Raw genomic sequence first — 20,411 nt, forward strand, 5'->3', positions numbered from 1 at the left:
GAGTTGAAACAGGTTTGGAACGCATAGCAGTCATCGACTTTGAAACCACCGGGATCTCCCCGAGCAGCAGCTGCCGGGCCACGGAAATTGCCGTGGTGATTCTTGAACAGGGGCGCATCGTCGAGCGTTACCAAAGCCTGATGAACGCCGGCGTGCGCGTGCCGGCTTTCATCGAGCAACTCACCGGCATCAGCAATGCCATGCTGCGCACCGCGCCGTCGGCCGAGCAGGTGATGAACGAGGTTAATGAGTTCGTCGGCATCACGCCGTTGCTGGCGCACAACGCGGCGTTCGACCAGAAGTTCTGGGACTTTGAGCTGGGGCGGATCAAGCGCACGCGTTTGCAGAACTTTGCCTGCTCGCTGCTATTGGCCCGTCGGCTGATGCCGGCAGCGCCCAATCACAAGCTCGGCACCCTCACCACGTTCGCCAACTTGCCCGATACCGGCAAGGCTCACCGGGCGATGGCTGACGCGGAGATGGCGGCGAATCTGACGACGCATTTGATGGAAGAGTTGCGGCGCAAGCATGGCTTGCGCGAGTTGTCCCATGATTTGCTGTGCGGCTTGCAGAAAGTGCCGGCGGCGAAGATCAACGAACACCTCAAGCGCCATCGCGGCTTCTAATACCACCGCAAACCCTCTGTAGGAATGAGCCTGCTCCCGATTGCGGTGTTCCAGCTACATTGATGTCGGCTGACACGACGCCATCGCGAGCAGGCTCGCTCCTGGAAGGGATCTCCTGCAGCTTTAGATTGTTTTGCCATTGCCTTCGATGTGCCCCAACGGCACGCGCTTCTCTATCGCACTCGACAGCACAATCGACGTCTTGCTGAACCCGAACTTGGCAATCCGGTTGATCAACTCCTCCAGCTCCGGCATCGAGCCCACTGCCGCTTGCATGATCACGCACGGATCGCCGGTCACCCGGTGGCATTCGGTCAATTGCGGGATTTTGATCAAGTCGTCGTAGGCCTTTTGATTGCCGTGCTGGTTCAGGCGCAGTTCGATCACGCACTGGATTGGCAAACCGAGCTTGGCCATGTCGACTTTCGCCTGGTAACCGGTAATCACGCCGCTGGCTTCCAGCTTGGCCACGCGTTCGGCCACGGCCGGGGCGGACAGGTTGACCTTGCGCGCGAGGTCGGCGTAGGACGCACGACCGTTTTCCAGCAGGGCGCTGAGGAGCATGCGGTCGTATTTATCCATCGGCGTACACCTTGAAAATGACTGACTTTCGAAAGCATGGTTTATAGCGCTGATCTCCGTGTTTTGAAAAGTGTACCGGCGCTATAAACAGGTTTTGTAACTTATTTTTAGCGTTTGGCCTTTCTAGAATAGCTGTTCACATTGTTCTGTCATCGAGCTGCCCATGCCTGGCTTACGTCGTTTTCCCTTACCCTTGATCGCTGCCTTTTTCGCGTTGTACGTGATTTGGGGCTCGACCTATCTGGTGATCCGCATCGGCGTTGAGTACTGGCCGCCGTTGCTGCTCGCCGGAATCCGTTTTGTGCTCGCCGGGACGTTGATGTACGCCTTCCTGCGCTGGCGTGGGGCGCCGGCACCGACGTGGGCGCAGTGGAAAGCGGCCGGCATGATCGGGATCTTGTTGCTCGCCTGCGGTAACGGCGGCGTCAGTGTCGCCGAACACATGGGGGTGGCCTCCGGTGTGGCGGCATTGGCGGTGGCGACGGTGCCCTTGTTTACTTTGTTGTTCGGCTATTTCTGGGGGCGCGAAATACCCGTCTCGAATGGGCCGGGATTGCGCTCGGGCTGATCGGCATTGCCATGTTGAATCTCGGTTCGAACCTGCAGTCGAGCCCGTTGGGCGCGCTGTTGCTGGTGTTCGCGGCGGCCTCCTGGGCGTTCGGTTCGGTCTGGAGCAAACACGTGCCGTTGCCAGCGGGGGCGATGGCCAGCGCAGTGGAAATGCTGGTCGGCGGCGTGGCGCTGCTGATCGGCAGTGTCGTGAGCGGCGAGCATCTGCAAGCCATGCCGCCGATTGAAGGCTGGGCTGCCCTGGCGTATCTGACGTTCTTCGGCTCGATCATCGCGTTCAACGCTTACATGTACCTGTTGAAAAACGTGCGTCCCGCGGCGGCGACCAGTTATGCCTACGTCAACCCGGCCGTCGCGGTATTGCTGGGGATTGTGTTTGTGGGCGAGACCATAGGAATCGAAGAAGGGCTGGCGATGCTGGTGATCATCAGCGCTGTGGTGTTGATCGGATTGCCACAGTGGCGTCGGGCGCCTGTGCAGACGGCTGTAGTCGCGCCGACAGAATCCCGTGTGAATTAGGGTAAACTGCGCGCCATTGCATCTTGTTTTGCACACTTGTTTTGAAAAACCCGCGCTGAATTTTCCTACGGTAATCCCATGACTTTCGCCACCCTTGGCCTGATCGAACCCTTGCTGCACTCTCTCGAGACGCTCGGCTACCAGACCCCGACGCCGGTTCAGGCGCAAGCCATTCCGGCGGTGCTGGCCGGTCGCGACCTGATGGCTGCGGCCCAGACCGGCACTGGCAAGACCGCCGGTTTCGCGTTGCCGCTCCTGCAATTGCTGGCCATGGAAGGGCCGAAAGTCACCGCCAACTCGGTGCGCGCACTGATTCTGGTGCCGACCCGCGAACTGGCGGAGCAAGTCCACGAAGCCGTGCGTCAGTACGCCGAGAACCTGCCACTGAGCACTTATGCGGTGTACGGCGGCGTCAGCATCAACCCGCAAATGATGAAGCTGCGCAAAGGCGTCGACCTGCTGGTGGCCACGCCGGGCCGTTTGCTCGACCTGTTTCGCCAGAACGCGCTCAAGTTCAATCAGCTGCAAACCCTGGTGCTCGACGAAGCCGATCGTATGCTCGATCTGGGCTTTTCCGAGGAACTGGGCAACATTTACAAGGCGCTGCCGAAGAAGCGCCAGACGCTGTTGTTCTCGGCGACGTTCTCCGATGCGATCCGCACCCTGGCCGGGCAGATGCTCAACGATCCGCTGAGCATCGAAGTCAGCCCGCGTAACGTGGCGGCCAACACGGTTAAGCAGTGGGTAGTGACGGTCGACAAGAAGCGCAAGCCGGAACTGTTCGTTCACTTGCTGCGTAAAAGCAAATGGAAGCAGGTGCTGGTGTTCGCCAAGACCCGCAACGGTGTCGACGCGCTGGTGGAAAAACTCCAGGGCCTGGGCATCAATGCCGACGGCATCCACGGCGACAAACCGCAGGCGACGCGTCAGCGCGCACTGGACCGTTTCAAGGCCAGTGAAGTGCAGATCCTGGTCGCCACTGACGTCGCGGCCCGTGGTCTGGACATCGAAGATTTGCCGCTGGTGGTCAACTTCGACCTGCCGATCGTGGCCGAGGATTACATCCACCGCATCGGGCGTACCGGCCGTGCGGGTAACACCGGGCAGGCGATTTCGCTGGTGTGCGCCGATGAAGTGAATCTGCTGTCGGCCATCGAGACGTTGACCCGTCAGACTTTGCCTCGGCAGATGGAGCATGACTTCGAACCTGAGCACCGCGTGCCGGACACCGATGCCAGCGGTCAGGTGGTGAAAAAACCGAAAAAGCCGAAGAAACCGAAGACTTCCAGTGGCGGTAAACGCAATTTGGGCAAGTGGGTCGAGAGCGGGGATGCTTCGGCGCCGGAGCCTTCGATCAAGCCAGTGCGTAAAGTGCCGGTGTTCAACACTGGACCGCGCAAGCGTAAGCCTTAACAGCAGCTATAAGTTGCAAGCTACAAGCTGCAAGTTAAAAGCCATTAACTTGCAGCTTGTAGCTAAAACTTGGCGCTGCTTCTGAGCCATTCCACCATCCCCATCCCCGCCGCACGCCCACTGGCGAAACACGCGGTCAGCAGATAGCCGCCCGTCGGCGCTTCCCAATCCAGCATCTCCCCCGCGCAAAACACGCCAGGCAATTGCTTGAGCATCAAGCGTTCATCCATCGACTCGAACGTCACACCACCGGCGCTGCTGATGGCTTCGTCCAGCGGGCGGGTTTTCACCAGCGTCAGCGGCAGTGCCTTGATCGCTTTGGCCAGCAACGCCGGGTCGCTGAAGCAATCGGCCGGTGTCAGCTCGCGCAGCAACGCGGCTTTCACGCCATCAAGGCCCAGCTGACTGTGCAGGTGTTTGGACATCGAGCGTGAACCGCGAGGTTTGCTCAGCGCGGCCTGCACTTTATCCACAGGCTTGCCCGGCAGCAGGTCCAGATGAATGGTCGCGGAACCGTTGAGGTTGATCGCCTCACGGATCGGAGCCGACAAGGCGTAAATCAGACTGCCTTCAATCCCGGTCGCGGTGATCACGCATTCCCCGAGCCGCGGCACGTCGTCATTGAGGCCGATAGCGATGTTTTTCAGCGGCGCGCCGGCGAATTTACTGACCATCAATTCGCTCCAGGCCTGCACCTCGAAGCCGCAATTACTCGGTTGCAACGGCGCAAGTCCTACACCGCGTTGTTCCAGCGGCAGCCTCCACGCGCCATCCGAACCGAGCCGCGACCAACTGCCGCCGCCGAGGGCCAGCAGGGTGGCGTCCGGTGTCAGGCTTTTTTCACCGTCGGGGCTCGACAGTTTCAGGCTGCCGTCGGCATTCCAGCCGAGCCAGCGGTGGCGGGTGTGGATAACTACGCCAGCGTCGCGCAGGCGTTTGAGCCAGGCACGCAGCAAGGGCGCGGCTTTCATGTCGGTCGGGAACACCCGGCCGGAACTGCCGACAAAAGTTTCGATGCCCAGGTCATGAATCCACTGGCACAGCGCGTCGGCGCCAAAGGCGCGCAGTAGCGGTGCAATCTGTGGCGCGCGCTCGGCGTAACGCGAGAGAAACGCCGGGTAGGCTTCGGAGTGGGTGATGTTCATGCCGCCAACCCCGGCCAGCAGGAATTTGCGGCCCACCGAGGGCATGCCGTCGTACAGGTCGACCTTGATCCCGGCCTGGCTCAACACTTCAGCCGCCATCAGGCCGGCGGGGCCACCACCGATGATGGCGACGTGAGGGGGGAGGGCGGTGGAGGATCGGGTCATGGAGTGCGCTGCGGTTTGGCGGGATAAGCGGCGCATTCTACCAGCACAGATCCCTGTGGGAGCGAGCTTGCTCGCGATAGCGGTGGGTCAGTCAGCGTAGTGTTTACTGATAATCCGCTATCGCGAGCAAGCTCGCTCCCAGAGGGGATTTGTTATGTGTTCAGGACCTGGTTAAAAAACAACCACCGCAGTGTAGGCTATGCGCCGTAAGGGCTGTAGGCCGTTTCACTCAGGTTATCCACAGGCAGTTCCACAGGCATTGTGGGTAAACACTCACGGTTCAATGACAACCTGATGACTGCCACACCCGTTGCGCGCTGTGATGCAGAATCCCGTGCCGCCGCGCCAACGCCTTGCGGTCCTTGCTGTAACCGCCGCCAATCACCCCGACCACTGGAATATCCCGGCCCAGGCAATGGCGCATCACGCTTTCATCACGCGCCGCCACGCCTTCGTCCGTCAGTTTCAAGTAACCCAGGGCGTCGTCCTTGTGCACATCGACCCCGGCGTCATACAACACCAGGTCCGGTTGATAGAGCGGCAGCAAATAGTTGAGCGCATCGTCGACCACTTTCAGGTAGTCGGTGTCGCCCATGCCCTTGGGCAACGGGATGTCCCAGTCACTTTCGGCTTTGCGTGCAGGAAAATTCTTTTCGCAGTGCAGGGAAACGGTCACCGCGTCCGGGGTGTTGTGCAGGATCCGCGCAGTCCCGTCGCCCTGATGCACGTCGCAATCGAAGATCAACACCCGATTCACCCGGCCACTTTCCAGCAGGTAATGGCTGATCACGGCCAGGTCATTGAAGATGCAGAAGCCCGCCGGGTAGTCGTAATGCGCGTGATGGGTGCCGCCGGCCAGGTGACAGGCCAAACCGTGTTGCAGCGCCTGCTCCGCAGCCAGCAACGACCCTCCGACCGCGCGCACCGTGCGCCGGGCCAGGGCTTCGCTCCAGGGCAGGCCGAGACGCCGCTGGTCTTCACGGGACAACTCGCCACTTATATAACGTTCGATATAGGCAGCGTCATGGGCGAGGGCGAGAATCTCCGGGGGGCAGAGCTCCGGGCGCAGCAGATCGGCGTCCCGGGTCAGGCCGCTGTCCACCAGGTGATCGCGCAACAGGCGAAACTTGTCCATGGGGAAGCGGTGGTCCGCCGGAAACTCGGGGCTGTAGTCTTCGTGATAAATCAGCGGCAGCGGCATGATGATTTCATGTAGGAATGAGAGAAGGATCCTACCAGCGATGTAGACTTGCGGCATGGAAACGGGGGAACGCAATGGAGCCAATACTGCAACTCGAAAGTGCGCGACTGCTGTTGCGGCAGTGGCGCGACGAGGATTTGCCGGAATTTGCGGCGATGTGTGCCGATCCACAGGTGATGCGTTATTTTCCGGCGCCGTTGAGTCGTCTGGAAAGTGCCTCGCTGATCGGGCGCATTCGCGGGCATTTTGCCGAGCATGGTTTCGGCCTCTGGGCGCTGCAACGCAAGGACACCGGCCAGTTCATCGGGTTTACCGGGCTGGGTGTGGTGGGCTTCGATGCGCCATTCACCCCGGCGACCGAAATCGGCTGGCGCCTGGCCCGCGAGCATTGGGGCCTGGGGTATGCCAGTGAAGCCGCGTGGACCGCTCTGCGTTGCGGGTTTGACCGGTTGGGGCTGACCGAAGTCGTGTCCTTCACCACGCAATCCAACACGCCTTCCGAGAAAGTCATGCAGGCGATCGGCATGCACCATGATTCAGCCGATGACTTCGAGCATCCGAAGCTCGCCGCCGGCCATCCCCTGCGTCACCATGTGCTGTACCGCATCACCCGTGAACAATGGCTGCAAACCTTGCATGGATAAGCCGCCGCGGACGTTTACAATGGCCCCCATCTTATTGGCCCTGGCCAGAAACTGAATCGACCGTCGCAGCCAAGACTGCGCGGCAATGTTTTGCGTGAGGAGAGCCTGAATGAGCCAAGTGTTGGATGATCTGGTCGACCTGTTGACCCTGGAACCGATCGAAGAAAACCTGTTCCGTGGCCGCAGCCAGGACCTGGGTTTTCGCCAGTTGTTCGGCGGTCAGGTGATCGGTCAGTCGCTGTCGGCAGCCAGTCAGACGGTAGAAGAAGCGCGGCATGTGCATTCCATGCACGGGTATTTCCTGCGTCCGGGCGATTCAGCATTGCCTGTGGTTTATCAGGTGGATCGGGTGCGCGACGGCGGCAGTTTCAGCACGCGACGGGTGACGGCGATCCAGAAGGGCAATCCGATTTTTACCTGCAGCGCCTCGTTCCAGTACGACGAAAAAGGCTTTGAGCACCAGGCCCAAATGCCGGTTGTGGTCGGACCGGAAAACCTGCCTTCGGAACTGGAACTCACCCAGCAGCATGCGCACCTGATCCCTGAGCACATGCGCGAAAAACTGCTGTGCCCGAAACCGATCGAATTCCGCCCGGTGACCGAAAAAGATCCCTACAACCCGCTACCCTCTGACCCAGTCAAGTACGTCTGGTTTCGTGCCGACGGTGCCCTGGCCGACTCGCCGGCGCTGCACAAATACTTGCTGGCCTATGCGTCCGACTTCGGTCTGCTGGTGACTTCGATGCAGCCCCATGGCAAAACGGTCTGGAACAAGGACATGCAGGTCGCCAGCCTCGATCACGCGCTGTGGTTCCATCAGGATCTGCGCGCCGATGACTGGTTGCTCTATGCGATGGACAGCCCTTGGGCCGGTAATTCCCGTGGTTTTAACCGTGGCAGCGTGTTCAACCGTGCTGGACAACTGGTGGCCTCGGTCACTCAGGAAGGCCTGATTCGTCATCGCAAGGATTGGGCATGAGCCTGGCCGAGGTGCGTCATTGGGTGTTCGACATGGACGGCACCCTGACGGTGGCTGTGCACGACTTTGCGGCGATTCGCGTGGCATTGGCGATCCCGGCCGAAGACGACATCCTGACCCACCTCGCCGCATTGCCGGCCGATGAAGCGGCGGCTAAACATGCGTGGCTGCTGGAGCACGAACGTGATCTGGCACTGGGGTCGAAACCGGCACCCGGTGCGGTAGAGCTGGTGCGTGAGTTGGCCGGGCGCGGTTATCGCCTGGGCATTCTCACGCGCAATGCCCGGGAGCTGGCGCATGTGACGCTGGAGGCCATCGGCCTGGCCGACTGTTTCGCCGTGGAGGATGTGCTGGGGCGTGATGAAGCACCGCCCAAGCCGCATCCCGGTGGCTTGCTGAAATTGGCAGAGGCCTGGAACGTGCCGGCGAGCGAGATGGTGATGGTCGGTGATTACCGCTTTGATCTGGATTGTGGTCGCGCGGCGGGGGCGCGAACGGTGTTGGTGAATTTGCCGGATAACCCGTGGCCGGAACTGACGGATTGGCATGCGGCGGACTGTGTGGCATTGCGGGAAATGTTGTTGGCTTGAGGGCCTCTTCGCGAGCAGGCTCACTCCCACAGGGGATCGCTATGGAATACAAAAACTGCGTCCGCTAGAGATCTACTGTAGGAGTTAGCCTGCTCGCGAAAGCGTCCGTTCAGGCATCAAAAAACTCACTGCCCAAACAAAGCCTTCTGCCCCTCCGGCGACGTCAACATCCCCTGCCCGTTATGGCCAACCCCCGGCACTTCCACCAGCCGCTGGTTCACCCCTCGCGGATTACGACGCAGCAAATAATCAAAGTAAAAATGCCCGCGAGCCAGCCGGTTAGTGCCCTGGGCTTCAGCCTCGCATCCCTTGTCCAGCGCCGGTTGCTGCGGGTCGGTGTCTTGCTGCCCGAGCAGATACGTCACGTCACGTTTGACGTAGTTGCCTTCAATCTGTGGTGCCGTTTGCCCACTGGCATAAAGGGGCAAATCCGTCAGGCCATATTTCCAGCGGTTGAAACCAGGGCATTTCGCGTGATCGAACGCCACGGGCCGTCGCTCATCGAAATACGCGTACGAGGAGGGGTTGGCGACCACATAAAGGACTTTCACGCCGGCAGCGCTAAGCGCGGGTTGATCGTGAGCCAGCAAGGCATAGCGTTGAACCACCTGGGCCCCCCCGGAGTGACCGGCGATGACGATTTGTTTCACGTCCGGAAACTGTTGGCGGTCGCTGACTCTCGCAATGATCTGATCCAGCGCCCCAAAGGAACTCAGTGCAAACGGGGCTGTGGATAAACCGCCGGCCATCCAGTCGTCGCCCTGCCAGCGCAGGACGCTGTCCGCCACGGGGTGCAGGGCGACATCGGTTTCATTGAGAAACTGTGGGGCGATGACCAGCGTGGTCTGGCTTTGTCCTGCCAGTTCAGCCGCCTGCTCGGCGCTCTGGCGGTAGGTTCCAGCGTTGCGCAGACGGCCGTGGATGATGATCAGCACGCGTTCGATTTTGGCCGGCGCGGCGCCGAGGCTCACCGCCATCTCGCCTTCTTTGAGCAACAGCCGGCCGGGGCTGAGTTCTTTGACCGCATGTTCGGCGGCTTGGGTACTTGCGCAGGTAAACAGTACAGCTAACAGCCACTTTTTCATTTACAGGTTTTTCGCCGCAAAGGTATCGCACTGGCCCACCTGGCCTTGTGCAAATCCGGTTTTAAACCAGCGCACCCTTTGCGCTGACGTTCCATGGGTAAACGAGTCCGGTACCACGCGCCCCTGACCTTGCTGTTGCAAGCGGTCGTCGCCGATGGCATTGGCGGCGTTCAGGGCTTCTTCGATGTCGCCTGGTTCCAGCCAGTTCAGACGCTTTTGTGCATTGTTGGCCCAGACTCCGGCCAGGCAATCGGCCTGAAGTTCCTGACGCACGAGTAACCCCCCGTCGCCTTCCATTTGGCGGCCTTGGGCGCGAGCGGTCTGAATTTTCGCCGATACGCCGAGTAAAGTCTGAACGTGGTGTCCGACTTCGTGAGCGATCACGTAGGCCTGGGCGAAGTCACCGGCGGCGGAGAAACGTTGTGACATTTCCTGGAAGAATGCCATGTCCAGGTAGACTTTCTGGTCGGCCGGGCAATAGAACGGACCGGTCGCCGACGTTGCCAGACCGCAGGCGGAATTGACGCGATTGCTGAACAGCACCAGGGTCTGGTTCTTATATTGCTTACCGGCCTGCTGGAAAATCTGGCCCCAGGTGTCTTCGGTATCGCCGAGGATCGAGCGCACGAATTCGGCACCTTCATCATTGGCCGGTGGCGCCTTGCGCGTTTGATTGGTGGCGGGCGCCGACTGCTCGCTCATTTGGCCGGTGAGTTGTCCGAGGATCTGCAACGGATCCTGGCCGGTGATCCAGCCAATCCCGACAATCAGGATGATCGCGGTCAGGCTCAGGCCCTTGCCGCCACCAAAACGCATCCCGCCACCGCCGCCGCCGACATCATCACCACGGGCGTCCACCACGTTGTCGCTGCGTCGGCCTTTTTTCCATAGCATGTGGGAATCCTCTGATTGTCCGTGGGGATGAGTGTTGCTGGTGTGGCGGAGCGGCGCCAGTCCGATCGTCCGGGTTTCGGCTATTGCCGGCAATCGCCAGCCGTATTCCAGACTTGTATGAACGTGGACTCCCTATCGAATTCCGTCAGGCGCCGGGTTTTTATCGAATCAACCTGTCGATCGTCGAGTTCCAGATTTCGCATTACCGGGTTCGTCTTCTAGAATCAGGCAAATTGTATGTGGAACCTCCCATGGCCGGCAGTCAGATCGAACGTGTTTTCAGTGTGCTGGAAAGCCTTACCAGTGACCCTCGCGGTGTGCCGATGCAGGCGCTGGCGGAACAACTGGACATCCCGAAAAGCGCGACCCACCGCTTGCTTGCCGAGCTGATACGGCTGGGCTATGTGCGACAGAATCCAGAGAACCTGCGCTATCACCTGACCACCAAACTGGTGGCGATGGGGTTTCGTTATCTCTCGGGCAGCGGCGCCGATATCGTGCAGCCAGTGCTGGATCGCCTCGCGCAGGAGACCGGCGAACTGGTGCGCCTGGGCGTCATTGAAGGCGAGCGGCAGGTCTGGATCGCCAAGTCGCAAGGTGCCCGGTCCGGCCTGCGTTACGACCCGGACATGGGCCGCGATGCGCCCTTGTTCTACACCGCGTCGGGCCACGCGTGGCTGGCGTGCATGAGCGATGCCGAGGCGTTGTCGCTGGTCGAACGCCAGGGCGGTGAGCGGCCCAAAGACCTGGGGCCGAATGCGCCGCGATCCAACATTGAACTGCTGGAGCGTTTGCGTCTGGCGCGCGAGCAGGGTTATGCCTGGGTTGAAGAGAGTTCGGCGGTGGGCACCTCGGCGATCGCTGCCGTGGTGCGGCACCCGAGCGAGGGGCGGGTGATGGGGGTGCTGAGCATCGCCGGGCCCAGTGCGCGTATGCCGGGCGCACGGTTGCATGAATTGGCGCCGCTGTTGTTGAGGTATGCCGAAGAGTTGTCGGCGGCGAGCCTTGCTTCAGAGTTGTTCAGCTGATTTGGGATGTCTGTTCGTCCGGAAACCGTGCGATGTTCGAACACTTTCGGCCTATGCTTGTATAGGAATCTGGAACCAGGTTCTAAATTATTGGAATTCGCCAGGCACAAGGGAACCCCATGACCGTCAGCACTCCGCTCTCCGGCGTAAACCAGCCCTTCAAAGGGATTTTGCTGATCGTCGTCGCCACCTTTCTTTTCTCCAGTCACGATGCCCTGTCCAAATACCTCTCCGGTTTCTATCCGATCGTCATGGTGGTCTGGGCTCGCTATGTGGTTCACACCTTGTTGATGGCGGGAATTTTCCTGCCGCAATCCGGATTGCGCGTGCTGCGAACCAAACGGCCATGGCTGCAAGTGATGCGGGCGTTGTGCCTGTTGGGCACCAGTCTGTTTTTCACCACCGGTTTGCAATACATCCCCTTGGCTGAAGCCACGGCGGTCAACTTTCTTGCGCCGGTGCTGGTCACGGCGCTGTCGGTGCCGTTGCTGAAGGAACACGTCACCCGTGGCCAATGGATCGCGGTGATTTGCGGATTCGCCGGCGTGTTGATCATCGTCCACCCCGGCGGTGATCTGTTCACACCCGCGGTGCTGCTGCCGCTCTGCTCAGCGTTGTTTTTCTGCTTCTATCAATTGCTCACCCGCAAGCTCAGCAACATCGACAGCCCGACCACCAGCAACTTTTTCGCCGGCCTGTGCAACACCCTGGTGATGAGCGCGCTGGTGCCGTTCTTCTGGCAAGTGCCGAGCCTTGGGCATGGACTGATGATGGTGGCGCTGGGCGCGTGCGGGATGACGGCTCACTTGTTTCTGACTCAGGCGTTTCGCTACGCCGCGCCGGCGTTGCTGGCGCCGTTCGGTTATTGCCAGATTGTGTTTGCCGGTCTGCTGGGCTGGCTGCTGTTTGCCCACACGCCGACCCTGACCACGGTGGTCGGGATCGCGGTGATTTGCTGCAGCGGGTTGGCGGCGGCGTGGCAACAGAGTCGTCGGTAGGACAAACAAAAAGGCAGGCCTGGAATCAGGCCTGCCGGGGGAAGGGCAATTACTCGGTGACGGCAGGAATCTTGCGCGGTGCCATGAAGTACATCCAGGTCAGGGCAATGAAGTACATCGCCGGAATCAGGGTGAACAGCACGGTGTAGTTGTTGTGGGTGACGGTCAGGATGTGGCCGACCAACTGCGTCATGAACATCCCGCCGATGGCTGCGCACATGCCGCCAAAACCGAACACTGTGCTCATCATGTGTTTAGGCGTGTAGTCCATGACCAGGCTCCAGATGTTCGCGGTCCAGGCCTGGTGCGCGCCGATGGCCAGGGAGATGGCGAACACCGCGACCCACAGACTGCTCGAACCCGCCGCCATGATCACGCCGACGATGCAGCAGGCAAACAGGAACATCGACATCAGCCGCGCCTTGATCGGATTGACCCCGCGACCGATCAGGAACGAGGAGAGGATCCCGCCACCGACGCTGCCGAAGTCGGCGGTCAGGTAGATGATGATCAGCGGAATCCCCATCTGGGTCACGTTGATCCCCAGGTTGTATTGCTGATTGAGGAATGGCGGCAACCAGTACAAGTAGAACCAGAACACCGGCGCGGTCATTGAGTAGGCGAGGGCGAAGGCCCAGGTGCCGCGCATGCGCAGGATTTTCGAGAACGGCACGCGGGCTTGTTCCGGTTCGACTTCGTTCTGGATGTAGTCCAGTTCCGATTGTTTGACGCTCGGATGATCTTCCGGGTTGAAGTATTTCAAACCCCAGAACAGCAACCAGATCCCGCCCAGTGCCGACATGCACAGGAACGCGGCCTGCCAGCCCCATACGTGCAGGATCAGTGGCAGCAACATCGGGGTGAACATCGCGCCGACGTTGGTCCCGGCGTTGAAGATGCCGGTGGCCACGGCGCGTTCGCCGGCCGGGAACCACAGCCGCGTGGTCTTCACGCAGGCCGGGTAGTTGGCGGCTTCGGTCAATCCAAGGATGAATCGGCAGACCATGAAGCCTACCGCCGACGTCGCGAGGCCGTGGGCACCGGTAGCGATGCTCCAGAGCAGCACGGCGCAGAAGAACACGCGCTTGACGCCGACCCGGTCGATCAACCGGCCTTGCAGCACGAAACCGATCGCGTAGCCGACCTGAAACCAGAAGTTGATGTTGGCGTAGTCCATCGCCGTCCAGCTCATTTCCTTGGCGAGGATGGGCTGCATGACGCCGAGGGCGGCGCGATCGATGTAGTTCAGGGTTGTCGCGAAAAACACCAGCGCCAGCATGCCCCAACGGGTTTTGCCGACCGCCATGGCGCCGCGGATCTTGTCGCCGATGCCGCCGCTGGCAGGAGTCATGGAGGCGTGCTCCATGGGAGAACTTTGAGAAGGAGTCATGTAGTCCACCGATTATTTTTATGTGGTGTTCTGTGTCTTTGGTAACCGAGCCCGACGATGCATGACCGGTCTCAATGTGGAGTCGATGTTGCGCAGTGGACAAAAAATCGTCAATTCACCAATGGCCATTGTGTTCGATAATCGAACACAAAACTAACCGGGTAGTACACTTTAAATTGCTGTGCGAGTTCGTCCAGCCAATAATTCCCCACAAGCTAAACGCAGACCCTGTAGCAGCTGGCGAAGCCTGCGGCGACATAAAGCGAAGCGTGCGATCTCGATAACAAGACTGTCTCCACCACCGGGAGTCGAAACATGCAGCGTTCCATTGCCACCGTGTCCTTGAGCGGTACCCTGCCGGAAAAACTCGAAGCCATTGCCGCCGCCGGTTTTGACGGGGTGGAGATTTTCGAGAACGACCTTCTCTACTACGACGGTAGCCCACGGGAAATCAAACAGATGTGCGCCGATCTCGGGATCGCGATCACGCTGTTCCAACCCTTCCGGGATTTTGAGGGATGCCGCCGTGAGCGGCTTTCGCGCAATCTGGAACGCGCCGAGCGCAAATTTGACTTGATGCAGGAACTGGGCACTGACCTGGTGCTGGTCTGCAGCAATGCATCTGCCGATTCCATCGGTGATGAACAAATCCTCGTCGATGACCTGCGCCTGCTGGCCGAAAACGCCGGTGCGCGCGGTCTGCGAATCGGTTATGAAGCGCTGGCCTGGGGCCGGCATGTGAACACTTATCAACAGGTGTGGAACATCGTCCGCCAAGCCGATCATCCGAGCCTCGGTGTCTTGCTCGATAGCTTTCACACCCTGTCGCTCAAGGGCGATCCGAGCGCCATCGCCGAGATTCCGGGCGACAAGATCTTCTTCGTGCAAATGGCCGACGCACCGATCCTCGCCATGGACGTGCTGGAGTGGAGCCGGCATTTCCGCTGCTTCCCGGGCCAGGGCGAATTTGATCTGCCGGGGTTCCTCGCGCCGATTATAAAGAGTGGCTACACCGGCCCGCTGTCGCTGGAAATCTTCAACGACGGTTTCCGTGCCGCGCCACCCCGGGCCAACGCCGCCGACGGTTTGCGTTCGTTGCTGTACCTGGAAGAGAAAACCCGCCAACGCCTGGCGCAGGAAGCTCAACCGGCACCCAACCTCGACATCCTGTTCGAGACACCCACGGCCAGCGAATACAACGGCGTCGAATTTCTCGAATTTGCCGTGGATGAAAGCCTCGGCGCCAAGCTCTCCCATTGGCTTGAGCGGCTGGGTTTCGTCAAGGCCGGGCAGCATCGCTCCAAGAGCGTAAGCCTGCTGCGTCAGGGCGATATCAACCTGATCCTCAACTCCGAACCGTATTCGTTTGCCCACAGTTTTTTCGAAGCGCATGGCCCCTCGCTGTGCGCCACCGCCGTGCGGGTCAAGGACAGCAGCAGCGCGCTAGCCCGAGCTGTGGCTTATAAAGGCCAGCCGTATCGTGGGCTGGTCGGGCCCAATGAACTGGAATTGGCGGCGGTGCGCGCACCGGACGGTAGCCTGATCTATTTGGTGGATCAGCAGGCCGACGTCTACGGCACCGACTTCAATCTGAACCCAGCGGCGGTGGCCAGCGGTGGCCTCAAGCGTATCGACCACATGGCCATGGCATTGCCGGCCGACAGCCTCGACAGTTGGGTGCTGTTCTATAAGAGCCTGCTGGATTTCGAAGCCGATGACGAAGTGGTTCTGCCCGACCCGTATGGCCTGGTAAAAAGCCGCGCACTGCGCAGCCGCGACAGTTCTATTCGCTTGCCGTTGAACATTTCCGAGAACCGCAACACCGCGATCTCACACGCGCTGTCGAGTTATCGCGGCTCCGGTGTGCATCACATCGCGTTTGATTGCGATGACATCTTTGCGCAAGTCAGCCGTGCGAAAGAGGCGGGCGTGCCGTTGCTGGACATCCCGCTCAATTACTACGATGACCTCGCCGCGCGGTTCGACTTCGATGACGAGTTCCTCAGCGAGCTGGCGTATTTCAACGTGCTGTACGACCGCGATGCGCTGGGTGGCGAACTGTTTCATGTGTACACCGAGCCGTTCGAAGGGCGGTTTTTCTTTGAAATCATTCAGCGCAAAAACGGCTATGCCGGTTATGGCGCGGCCAACGTCGCGGTTCGACTGGCAGCGATGGCCAAATCCCGCAGCGGTGCCATTCGTCAAGCCAAGTTGTAGCAAAATCGTAAACGCCGGGACAAACCGCTGCCGCGCGGCTTCCTTCACTGTGCGCAGCGGCCCATAATCGCCAGCTTGTGCAGTGATGGCCGTGAGCCCGCAATGACAATGACTTCAGAACGCTCCGCAGTGCCCGCCGAACTGATCGCCGAGCCCCGCAAGAGCCGCAAAAACAACCCGGAAAAGACCCGCGAGAATATCCTTCAAGAGGCGATTGTCGAGTTCGTCCAACAGGGGCTTTCCGGTGCTCGGGTCGATGCAATCGCCGAGCGTATCCACACCTCCAAACGCATGATCTATTACTACTTCGGCAGTAAGGAACAGCTCTACGTCGAGGTGCTGGAAAAGCTCTACGGTGATATTCGCAACACTGAAAACCGCTTGCACCTGACCGAACTGGGGCCGGTGGAGGCGATTCGTCGCCTGGTGGAGTTCACCTTCGACCACCACGATCACAACGTCGATTTCGTGCGTATCGTCAGCATCGAGAACATTCACAATGCCGAATACGTGAAGCGCTCCGATGCGATCAAGGCCATGAACAATACGATTCTCGACGCACTGGGCGAAATTCTGCGTCGCGGTGCCGAGGAGGGTTTGTTCCGTGCAGGGCTAGTGGCGCTGGATGTGCATCTGCTGATCAGTTCGTTCTGCTTCTATCGCGTGTCGAACCGTCATACCTTCGGGGAGATCTTCCAGATCGATTTGCCGGACGAAGCCATCAAGCAGCGGCATCGGGCGATGATTTGCGAGTCGGTGTTGCGTTACTTGCAAGCCTGATATCAGGTGAGGGGGCTTTCCCTTCACTGCAGCCCCTCACCGCATCCCCTCAGTCGTTCATGCTCTGAAAGTGCGCGAGCATTCGCTGCGCATCCGGCACCACGTTGCTGAACAATTCAAACGCCTTCACCGCCTGAAACACCGCCATGTTGCCGCCGTCCAGCGTGCGGCAACCGAGCGCGCGGGCGTTGCGCAGCAGTTCGGTTTCCAGCGGGAAGTAAACGATCTCCGCCACCCACAAGGCTGAGCGAAGCAACTCGACCGGCACTGGCATGCCCGGCAGTTTTTTCATGCCCATGGGCGTGGTGTTTACCAAACCATCAGCCAGGCTCAACGTGCTCGGCAGATCGTGCCCGGCCACCGCCCGGCCAGCCCCGAAGTGTTGATTGAGATTGTCTGCCAGCGCCTGCGCGCGGCTTGGCTCCACGTCAAAAATACTCAGCAGTTGTACGCCTTCGCTCAACAACGCGTGGGCCACTGCCGCGCCGGCGCCACCAGCGCCCATTTGTACGACGCGCTCACGGGCAGCGTCCTTCAAGCCACGGCGAAATCCTTCGGCAAAACCCAGGCAATCGGTGTTATGGCCGATGCGTTTACCGTCCTTCAACACCACCGTGTTCACCGCGCCGATGCCGCGGGCTTCCGGCGACAGTTCGTCAAGCAACGGGATGATCGCCTGCTTGCACGGGAAGGTGATGTTCAGCCCGGTGAAGTTCATTCGTTCGGCCGCCATCAACAGGTCGGGCAGGGCACTGCTGTCGAGCTTCAATTGATCCAGGTCGATCAGGCGATAGAGGTAGCGCATGCCCTGCGCTTCGCCTTCGTGCTCGTGCAGCGCCGGTGTGCGCGAGGCTTGAATCCCGGCGCCGATCAGCCCGGCCAATACAGTGTTGTGCTGAGCCATCGTGTTCACCCCTTCAATTTCAGACTGAAATGTTCCAGCGCCAGGCGATAGCCGTGGCTGCCGAAACCGGCCATCACCGCGGTGGCGATGGCCGAGACAAACGAGTGATGCCGGAAAGGCTCGCGAGCATGGACGTTCGACAGGTGGACTTCGATCACGGGCAGTTCGCTGGCGACGAGGGCGTCGCGAATCGCCACCGAGGTGTGGGTCCACGCGGCTGGATTGATGACAATCCCGGCGCAACGACCGCGAGCGGCGTGAATCCAGTCGAGCAATTCACCTTCGTGGTTGGTCTGGCGGAACTCCACGGCCAGGCCGAATTCTTCAGCAGCGCGTGCGCACAGCGCCGAAATGTCTGCCAGGGTTTCGTGGCCATAAGTCGCCGGTTCACGGGTGCCGAGCAGGTTCAGGTTCGGGCCGTTGAGCACCAGAACGATAGGGGGCATCAAGGGTCTCTCCACTTATTATTTTTGGAATCGGCTCTAGGTTTCAGCCTGTGGAGACAAATTGTACTAGCTGGTTAATTAGGTCAATTGAAGAGACGTCTCGAAGGGGATTTGTGTGCGGTGATCGGACGATTTCGCTGTTTATCGCGGCAGATGCTCCACCAGGAAATCGATAAAGGCGCGCAACCTCAGGGGCACATGACGGCTTTGCGGATACAGCAACGTGAACGGTCGCGAGCGGCCGCTGTAAGGCTTCAATACTTCCACCAGCGAGCCATCGGCCAGTTCGTTTTCGACGATAAACCGGTACGTCTGAAACAACCCCGCCCCGTGTTTGGCCAGGGTCACGCCACCCAGCACATCGTCAGAGCAACTGAGACTGCCCTCGGCCAGAATCTCCCGAGGTGTGCCGTTGTCATTGAACAGCCAGGCGATCCGCCGACCGCTGCTGGGCAGTTCGTATTGGATGCATTCGTGCTGCGCCAAGTCTTCGAGTGTTTGGGGGACACCTGCACGCTTGAGGTAATCGGGACTGGCAATCATCACAAGCGCGGCGTCCTCCAGATGCCGGGCGATCAGGCCGGAGTCCGGAATGGCCCGTACGCGAATCGCCATGTCGTAACCTTCGCCGACGAAATCAATATTGCGATTGCTGATGTGCGACTCGACCTTCACGTCGGGAAAACGCGCCCGAAAGGCTGGCAGCAACGGCAAGATCCGGTGGTGCGCATAAGTCGTGGGAATGCTGATGCGCAAGGTGCCAGACGGTTGCTGCTGCTGGCCCATGACCTCGCGCTGAGCCTCGACCAGCTGCGCCAGAGCCTGACGACATTCTTCGTAGTAACGACGACCGCTGTCGGTCAACTTCACACTGCGGGTGGTACGCGCAAACAGCCGCACGCCCAGACGCTCTTCCATGCGCGATACCGAGCGGCTGACCGCGGCTGGTGTCACGCCCGCCACCAGTGCGGCGGCCGTAAAGCTGCCGGCCTCGGCGGCGAGGCAAAACAGCTCGATGCTGCCCAACTGAAGATCATCGAAGACACGCTGCATGATTGATTACACCGGGGATCAAATGAGGACTGAATGGCGTCACTGTAGATGAAATCGCCGTGGCAGTGCTTGACCGGCGTAGGCGGCTTTTTTTTGTGAGAGCAGTGAAAGGATTGCTTACTATTTTGCCGCCGTCATAGGCGAGTCAAAAAACGTTCAAGGGCTAGGCTCAAAACCGAGTCGATCGTCAAACGGATCAATCGCCAATTGCCGGGTTCTTCAAGGAATGGAGAATCTTTGCACTCTATAACCTAACGGATGGGTTGCATGAACGTATGTCGCTTTAAGGACTTTTCATTGGTCATCATGTTGCGCGATCAACATTGCCCGCCGCATGTCCATGTCGATGCACAGACATGGAGCGCACGCTTCAAATTCAGTTTCTGGCACAACGGCGTGGAGCTTTGGGACGTCGTTCCTCATCCGCAGCGCCCCCCTTCAGCAGTGCTGGAAGGATTGCGCCAGGCGCTGCGGCAACCGGCGCATTTACAGCGAGCGCGTGGCCTCTGGTGGCGAAAATTGTGTACCGCCTGCCTCGATAATCAGTTGTGGGATTGGGAGAGCAATGAAGTGGTCGTGATGAAACGACTCGCCAGCACGACTTACCTGATTGGCTCGGCCAGTTACGAGCCCGAAGTTAACAAGACGCTGTTATCCCTGACGGGGGCTGCCGAGGGAGTGGAAATCGAATTATGAAAACCATACAGGCGAGCATTCAGGCGGATCGCCCCGTCACCGAAGAAACATTGGAACAGGCCATTGAGCGAGGCGAGTTGAGCCGTCGCAGCGGTTTGAATGCGAGAGCCGTGAGCTGGACCGGACATTGCCTGGTCATCAGTTTTGAGGACGGTAGTGGCGTGCTCCTGCCGGCGAAGAACTACCCGGAGTTTGATGGCTTTGACGATGAGGATTTCGCCGACTTGAGGGTTGGCTTTGCGGGAACCGCGCTCTGCCATGAAGGCAGTGATTTGCAGGTGTCCATCGCCGGCCTGATTTCAGCGAGCAAGCCATTGATGGACATGGCGTCTTCAGTCATCGCCTCACGCAATGGGCGCCAGAGCAGCGTCGCCAAGGCCGAGGCTGCGCGGGCCAATGGCAAAAAGGGCGGGCGACCGCGCAAGGTAGATGCGGCACTTTGATTCGCCTACAAAAAAGCCGTCGTCATGACGGCTCATTTGTATC

General features: G+C 59.8%; 20 protein-coding genes and 1 pseudogene. 12 read left to right on the forward strand and 9 right to left on the reverse strand.

Translation table 11 applies throughout. The features are described 5' to 3' along the window. Positions 1-14 precede the first annotated feature (14 nt). Positions 15-626 (forward strand): 3'-5' exonuclease, encoded by a 612-nt coding sequence (locus AB4N43_RS20815; protein WP_027924257.1) that lies wholly within the window; start codon positions 15-17, stop codon positions 624-626. 123 nt (positions 627-749) lie between these two features. On the opposite strand, the gene AB4N43_RS20820 is transcribed toward AB4N43_RS20815, so the two are convergent. Beyond that, a complete protein-coding gene (locus AB4N43_RS20820; RefSeq protein ID WP_027924256.1) occupies positions 750-1,208 on the reverse strand; it encodes an Lrp/AsnC family transcriptional regulator in 459 nt (152 codons plus the stop codon). 163 nt (positions 1,209-1,371) lie between these two features. Here AB4N43_RS20820 and yedA point away from each other — a divergent pair. Together yedA and AB4N43_RS20830 are read left to right on the forward strand one after the other, a co-directional pair. After that, positions 1,372-2,297 (forward strand): annotated as a pseudogene (yedA, locus tag AB4N43_RS20825) (drug/metabolite exporter YedA). 78 nt (positions 2,298-2,375) lie between these two features. Continuing rightward, positions 2,376-3,710: a DEAD/DEAH box helicase gene (locus tag AB4N43_RS20830; RefSeq protein WP_460151905.1), complete on the forward strand. Its 1,335-nt coding sequence runs from the start codon at positions 2,376-2,378 to the stop codon at positions 3,708-3,710. A 62-nt stretch (positions 3,711-3,772) separates the two neighbouring features. Here the strand turns inward: AB4N43_RS20830 and AB4N43_RS20835 are convergent, their stop codons facing one another. After that, positions 3,773-5,020, reverse strand: a complete 1,248-nt coding sequence (locus tag AB4N43_RS20835) for a TIGR03862 family flavoprotein (protein ID WP_460151906.1) — start codon at positions 5,018-5,020, stop codon at positions 3,773-3,775. Between the two features lie 280 nt (positions 5,021-5,300). Then, positions 5,301-6,221, reverse strand: a complete 921-nt coding sequence (locus tag AB4N43_RS20840; RefSeq protein WP_460151907.1) for a histone deacetylase family protein — start codon at positions 6,219-6,221, stop codon at positions 5,301-5,303. A gap of 74 nt (positions 6,222-6,295) precedes the next feature. On the opposite strand from AB4N43_RS20840, the gene AB4N43_RS20845 reads away from it, so the two are divergent. The 3 genes from AB4N43_RS20845 to AB4N43_RS20855 all read left to right on the forward strand — a co-directional run bounded on the left by AB4N43_RS20845 (position 6,296) and on the right by AB4N43_RS20855 (position 8,434). Then, the gene (locus AB4N43_RS20845) at positions 6,296-6,865 is read left to right on the forward strand and encodes a GNAT family N-acetyltransferase (RefSeq protein ID WP_027924251.1); all 570 of its coding nucleotides are present in this window, start codon (positions 6,296-6,298) and stop codon (positions 6,863-6,865) included. 109 nt (positions 6,866-6,974) lie between these two features. Then, a complete protein-coding gene (gene tesB / locus AB4N43_RS20850) occupies positions 6,975-7,844 on the forward strand; it encodes an acyl-CoA thioesterase II (RefSeq protein ID WP_027924250.1) in 870 nt (289 codons plus the stop codon). Next, the gene (locus AB4N43_RS20855) at positions 7,841-8,434 is read left to right on the forward strand and encodes an HAD family hydrolase (protein ID WP_027924249.1); all 594 of its coding nucleotides are present in this window, start codon (positions 7,841-7,843) and stop codon (positions 8,432-8,434) included. Before tesB ends, AB4N43_RS20855 begins: the two co-directional genes overlap by 4 nt. A gap of 125 nt (positions 8,435-8,559) precedes the next feature. Here the strand turns inward: AB4N43_RS20855 and AB4N43_RS20860 are convergent, their stop codons facing one another. Next, positions 8,560-9,519, reverse strand: coding sequence for a hypothetical protein (locus tag AB4N43_RS20860; protein ID WP_059182114.1), 960 nt, complete (start codon positions 9,517-9,519; stop codon positions 8,560-8,562). Next, positions 9,520-10,413 carry a KPN_02809 family neutral zinc metallopeptidase gene (ypfJ, locus tag AB4N43_RS20865; RefSeq protein WP_460151908.1) on the reverse strand — a complete coding sequence of 298 codons (894 nt, stop codon included), beginning with the start codon at positions 10,411-10,413 and terminating at the stop codon, positions 9,520-9,522. It abuts the gene before it with no gap. A gap of 251 nt (positions 10,414-10,664) precedes the next feature. Here ypfJ and AB4N43_RS20870 point away from each other — a divergent pair, with 251 nt between their 5' ends. Together AB4N43_RS20870 and AB4N43_RS20875 are read left to right on the forward strand one after the other, a co-directional pair. Continuing rightward, positions 10,665-11,441 (forward strand): IclR family transcriptional regulator, encoded by a 777-nt coding sequence (locus AB4N43_RS20870; RefSeq protein WP_027924246.1) that lies wholly within the window; start codon positions 10,665-10,667, stop codon positions 11,439-11,441. A 119-nt stretch (positions 11,442-11,560) separates the two neighbouring features. Then, positions 11,561-12,439, forward strand: coding sequence for a DMT family transporter (locus AB4N43_RS20875; RefSeq protein WP_027924245.1), 879 nt, complete (start codon positions 11,561-11,563; stop codon positions 12,437-12,439). Positions 12,440-12,488: 49 nt separating this feature from the next. Here AB4N43_RS20875 and AB4N43_RS20880 read toward each other — a convergent pair whose 3' ends face one another. Next, positions 12,489-13,805 (reverse strand): MFS transporter, encoded by a 1,317-nt coding sequence (locus tag AB4N43_RS20880; RefSeq protein ID WP_228758936.1) that lies wholly within the window; start codon positions 13,803-13,805, stop codon positions 12,489-12,491. Between the two features lie 339 nt (positions 13,806-14,144). Here AB4N43_RS20880 and quiC point away from each other — a divergent pair, with 339 nt between their 5' ends. Continuing rightward, the gene (gene quiC, locus AB4N43_RS20885; RefSeq protein ID WP_059182116.1) at positions 14,145-16,046 is read left to right on the forward strand and encodes a 3-dehydroshikimate dehydratase QuiC; all 1,902 of its coding nucleotides are present in this window, start codon (positions 14,145-14,147) and stop codon (positions 16,044-16,046) included. Positions 16,047-16,148: 102 nt separating this feature from the next. Next, the gene (locus AB4N43_RS20890) at positions 16,149-16,826 is read left to right on the forward strand and encodes a TetR/AcrR family transcriptional regulator (RefSeq protein ID WP_027924242.1); all 678 of its coding nucleotides are present in this window, start codon (positions 16,149-16,151) and stop codon (positions 16,824-16,826) included. Positions 16,827-16,875: 49 nt separating this feature from the next. Here AB4N43_RS20890 and AB4N43_RS20895 read toward each other — a convergent pair whose 3' ends face one another. The 3 genes from AB4N43_RS20895 to AB4N43_RS20905 form a co-directional block, all read right to left on the reverse strand. Next, positions 16,876-17,730: a shikimate dehydrogenase gene (locus AB4N43_RS20895; RefSeq protein WP_059182118.1), complete on the reverse strand. Its 855-nt coding sequence runs from the start codon at positions 17,728-17,730 to the stop codon at positions 16,876-16,878. Between the two features lie 5 nt (positions 17,731-17,735). Beyond that, on the reverse strand, positions 17,736-18,176 hold the full coding sequence (gene aroQ, locus AB4N43_RS20900; protein WP_140669465.1) for a type II 3-dehydroquinate dehydratase: 441 nt from the start codon (positions 18,174-18,176) through the stop codon (positions 17,736-17,738). Between the two features lie 141 nt (positions 18,177-18,317). Then, on the reverse strand, positions 18,318-19,229 hold the full coding sequence (locus tag AB4N43_RS20905) for a LysR family transcriptional regulator (protein ID WP_027924239.1): 912 nt from the start codon (positions 19,227-19,229) through the stop codon (positions 18,318-18,320). 267 nt (positions 19,230-19,496) lie between these two features. Here AB4N43_RS20905 and AB4N43_RS20910 point away from each other — a divergent pair, with 267 nt between their 5' ends. After that, positions 19,497-19,925 carry a hypothetical protein gene (locus AB4N43_RS20910; protein WP_027924238.1) on the forward strand — a complete coding sequence of 143 codons (429 nt, stop codon included), beginning with the start codon at positions 19,497-19,499 and terminating at the stop codon, positions 19,923-19,925. After that, on the forward strand, positions 19,922-20,368 hold the full coding sequence (locus AB4N43_RS20915; RefSeq protein ID WP_027924237.1) for a DUF2442 domain-containing protein: 447 nt from the start codon (positions 19,922-19,924) through the stop codon (positions 20,366-20,368). Before AB4N43_RS20910 ends, AB4N43_RS20915 begins: the two co-directional genes overlap by 4 nt. Positions 20,369-20,411 lie beyond the last annotated feature (43 nt).

The sequence above is a fragment of the Pseudomonas sp. S2_B07 genome (assembly GCF_054668435.1).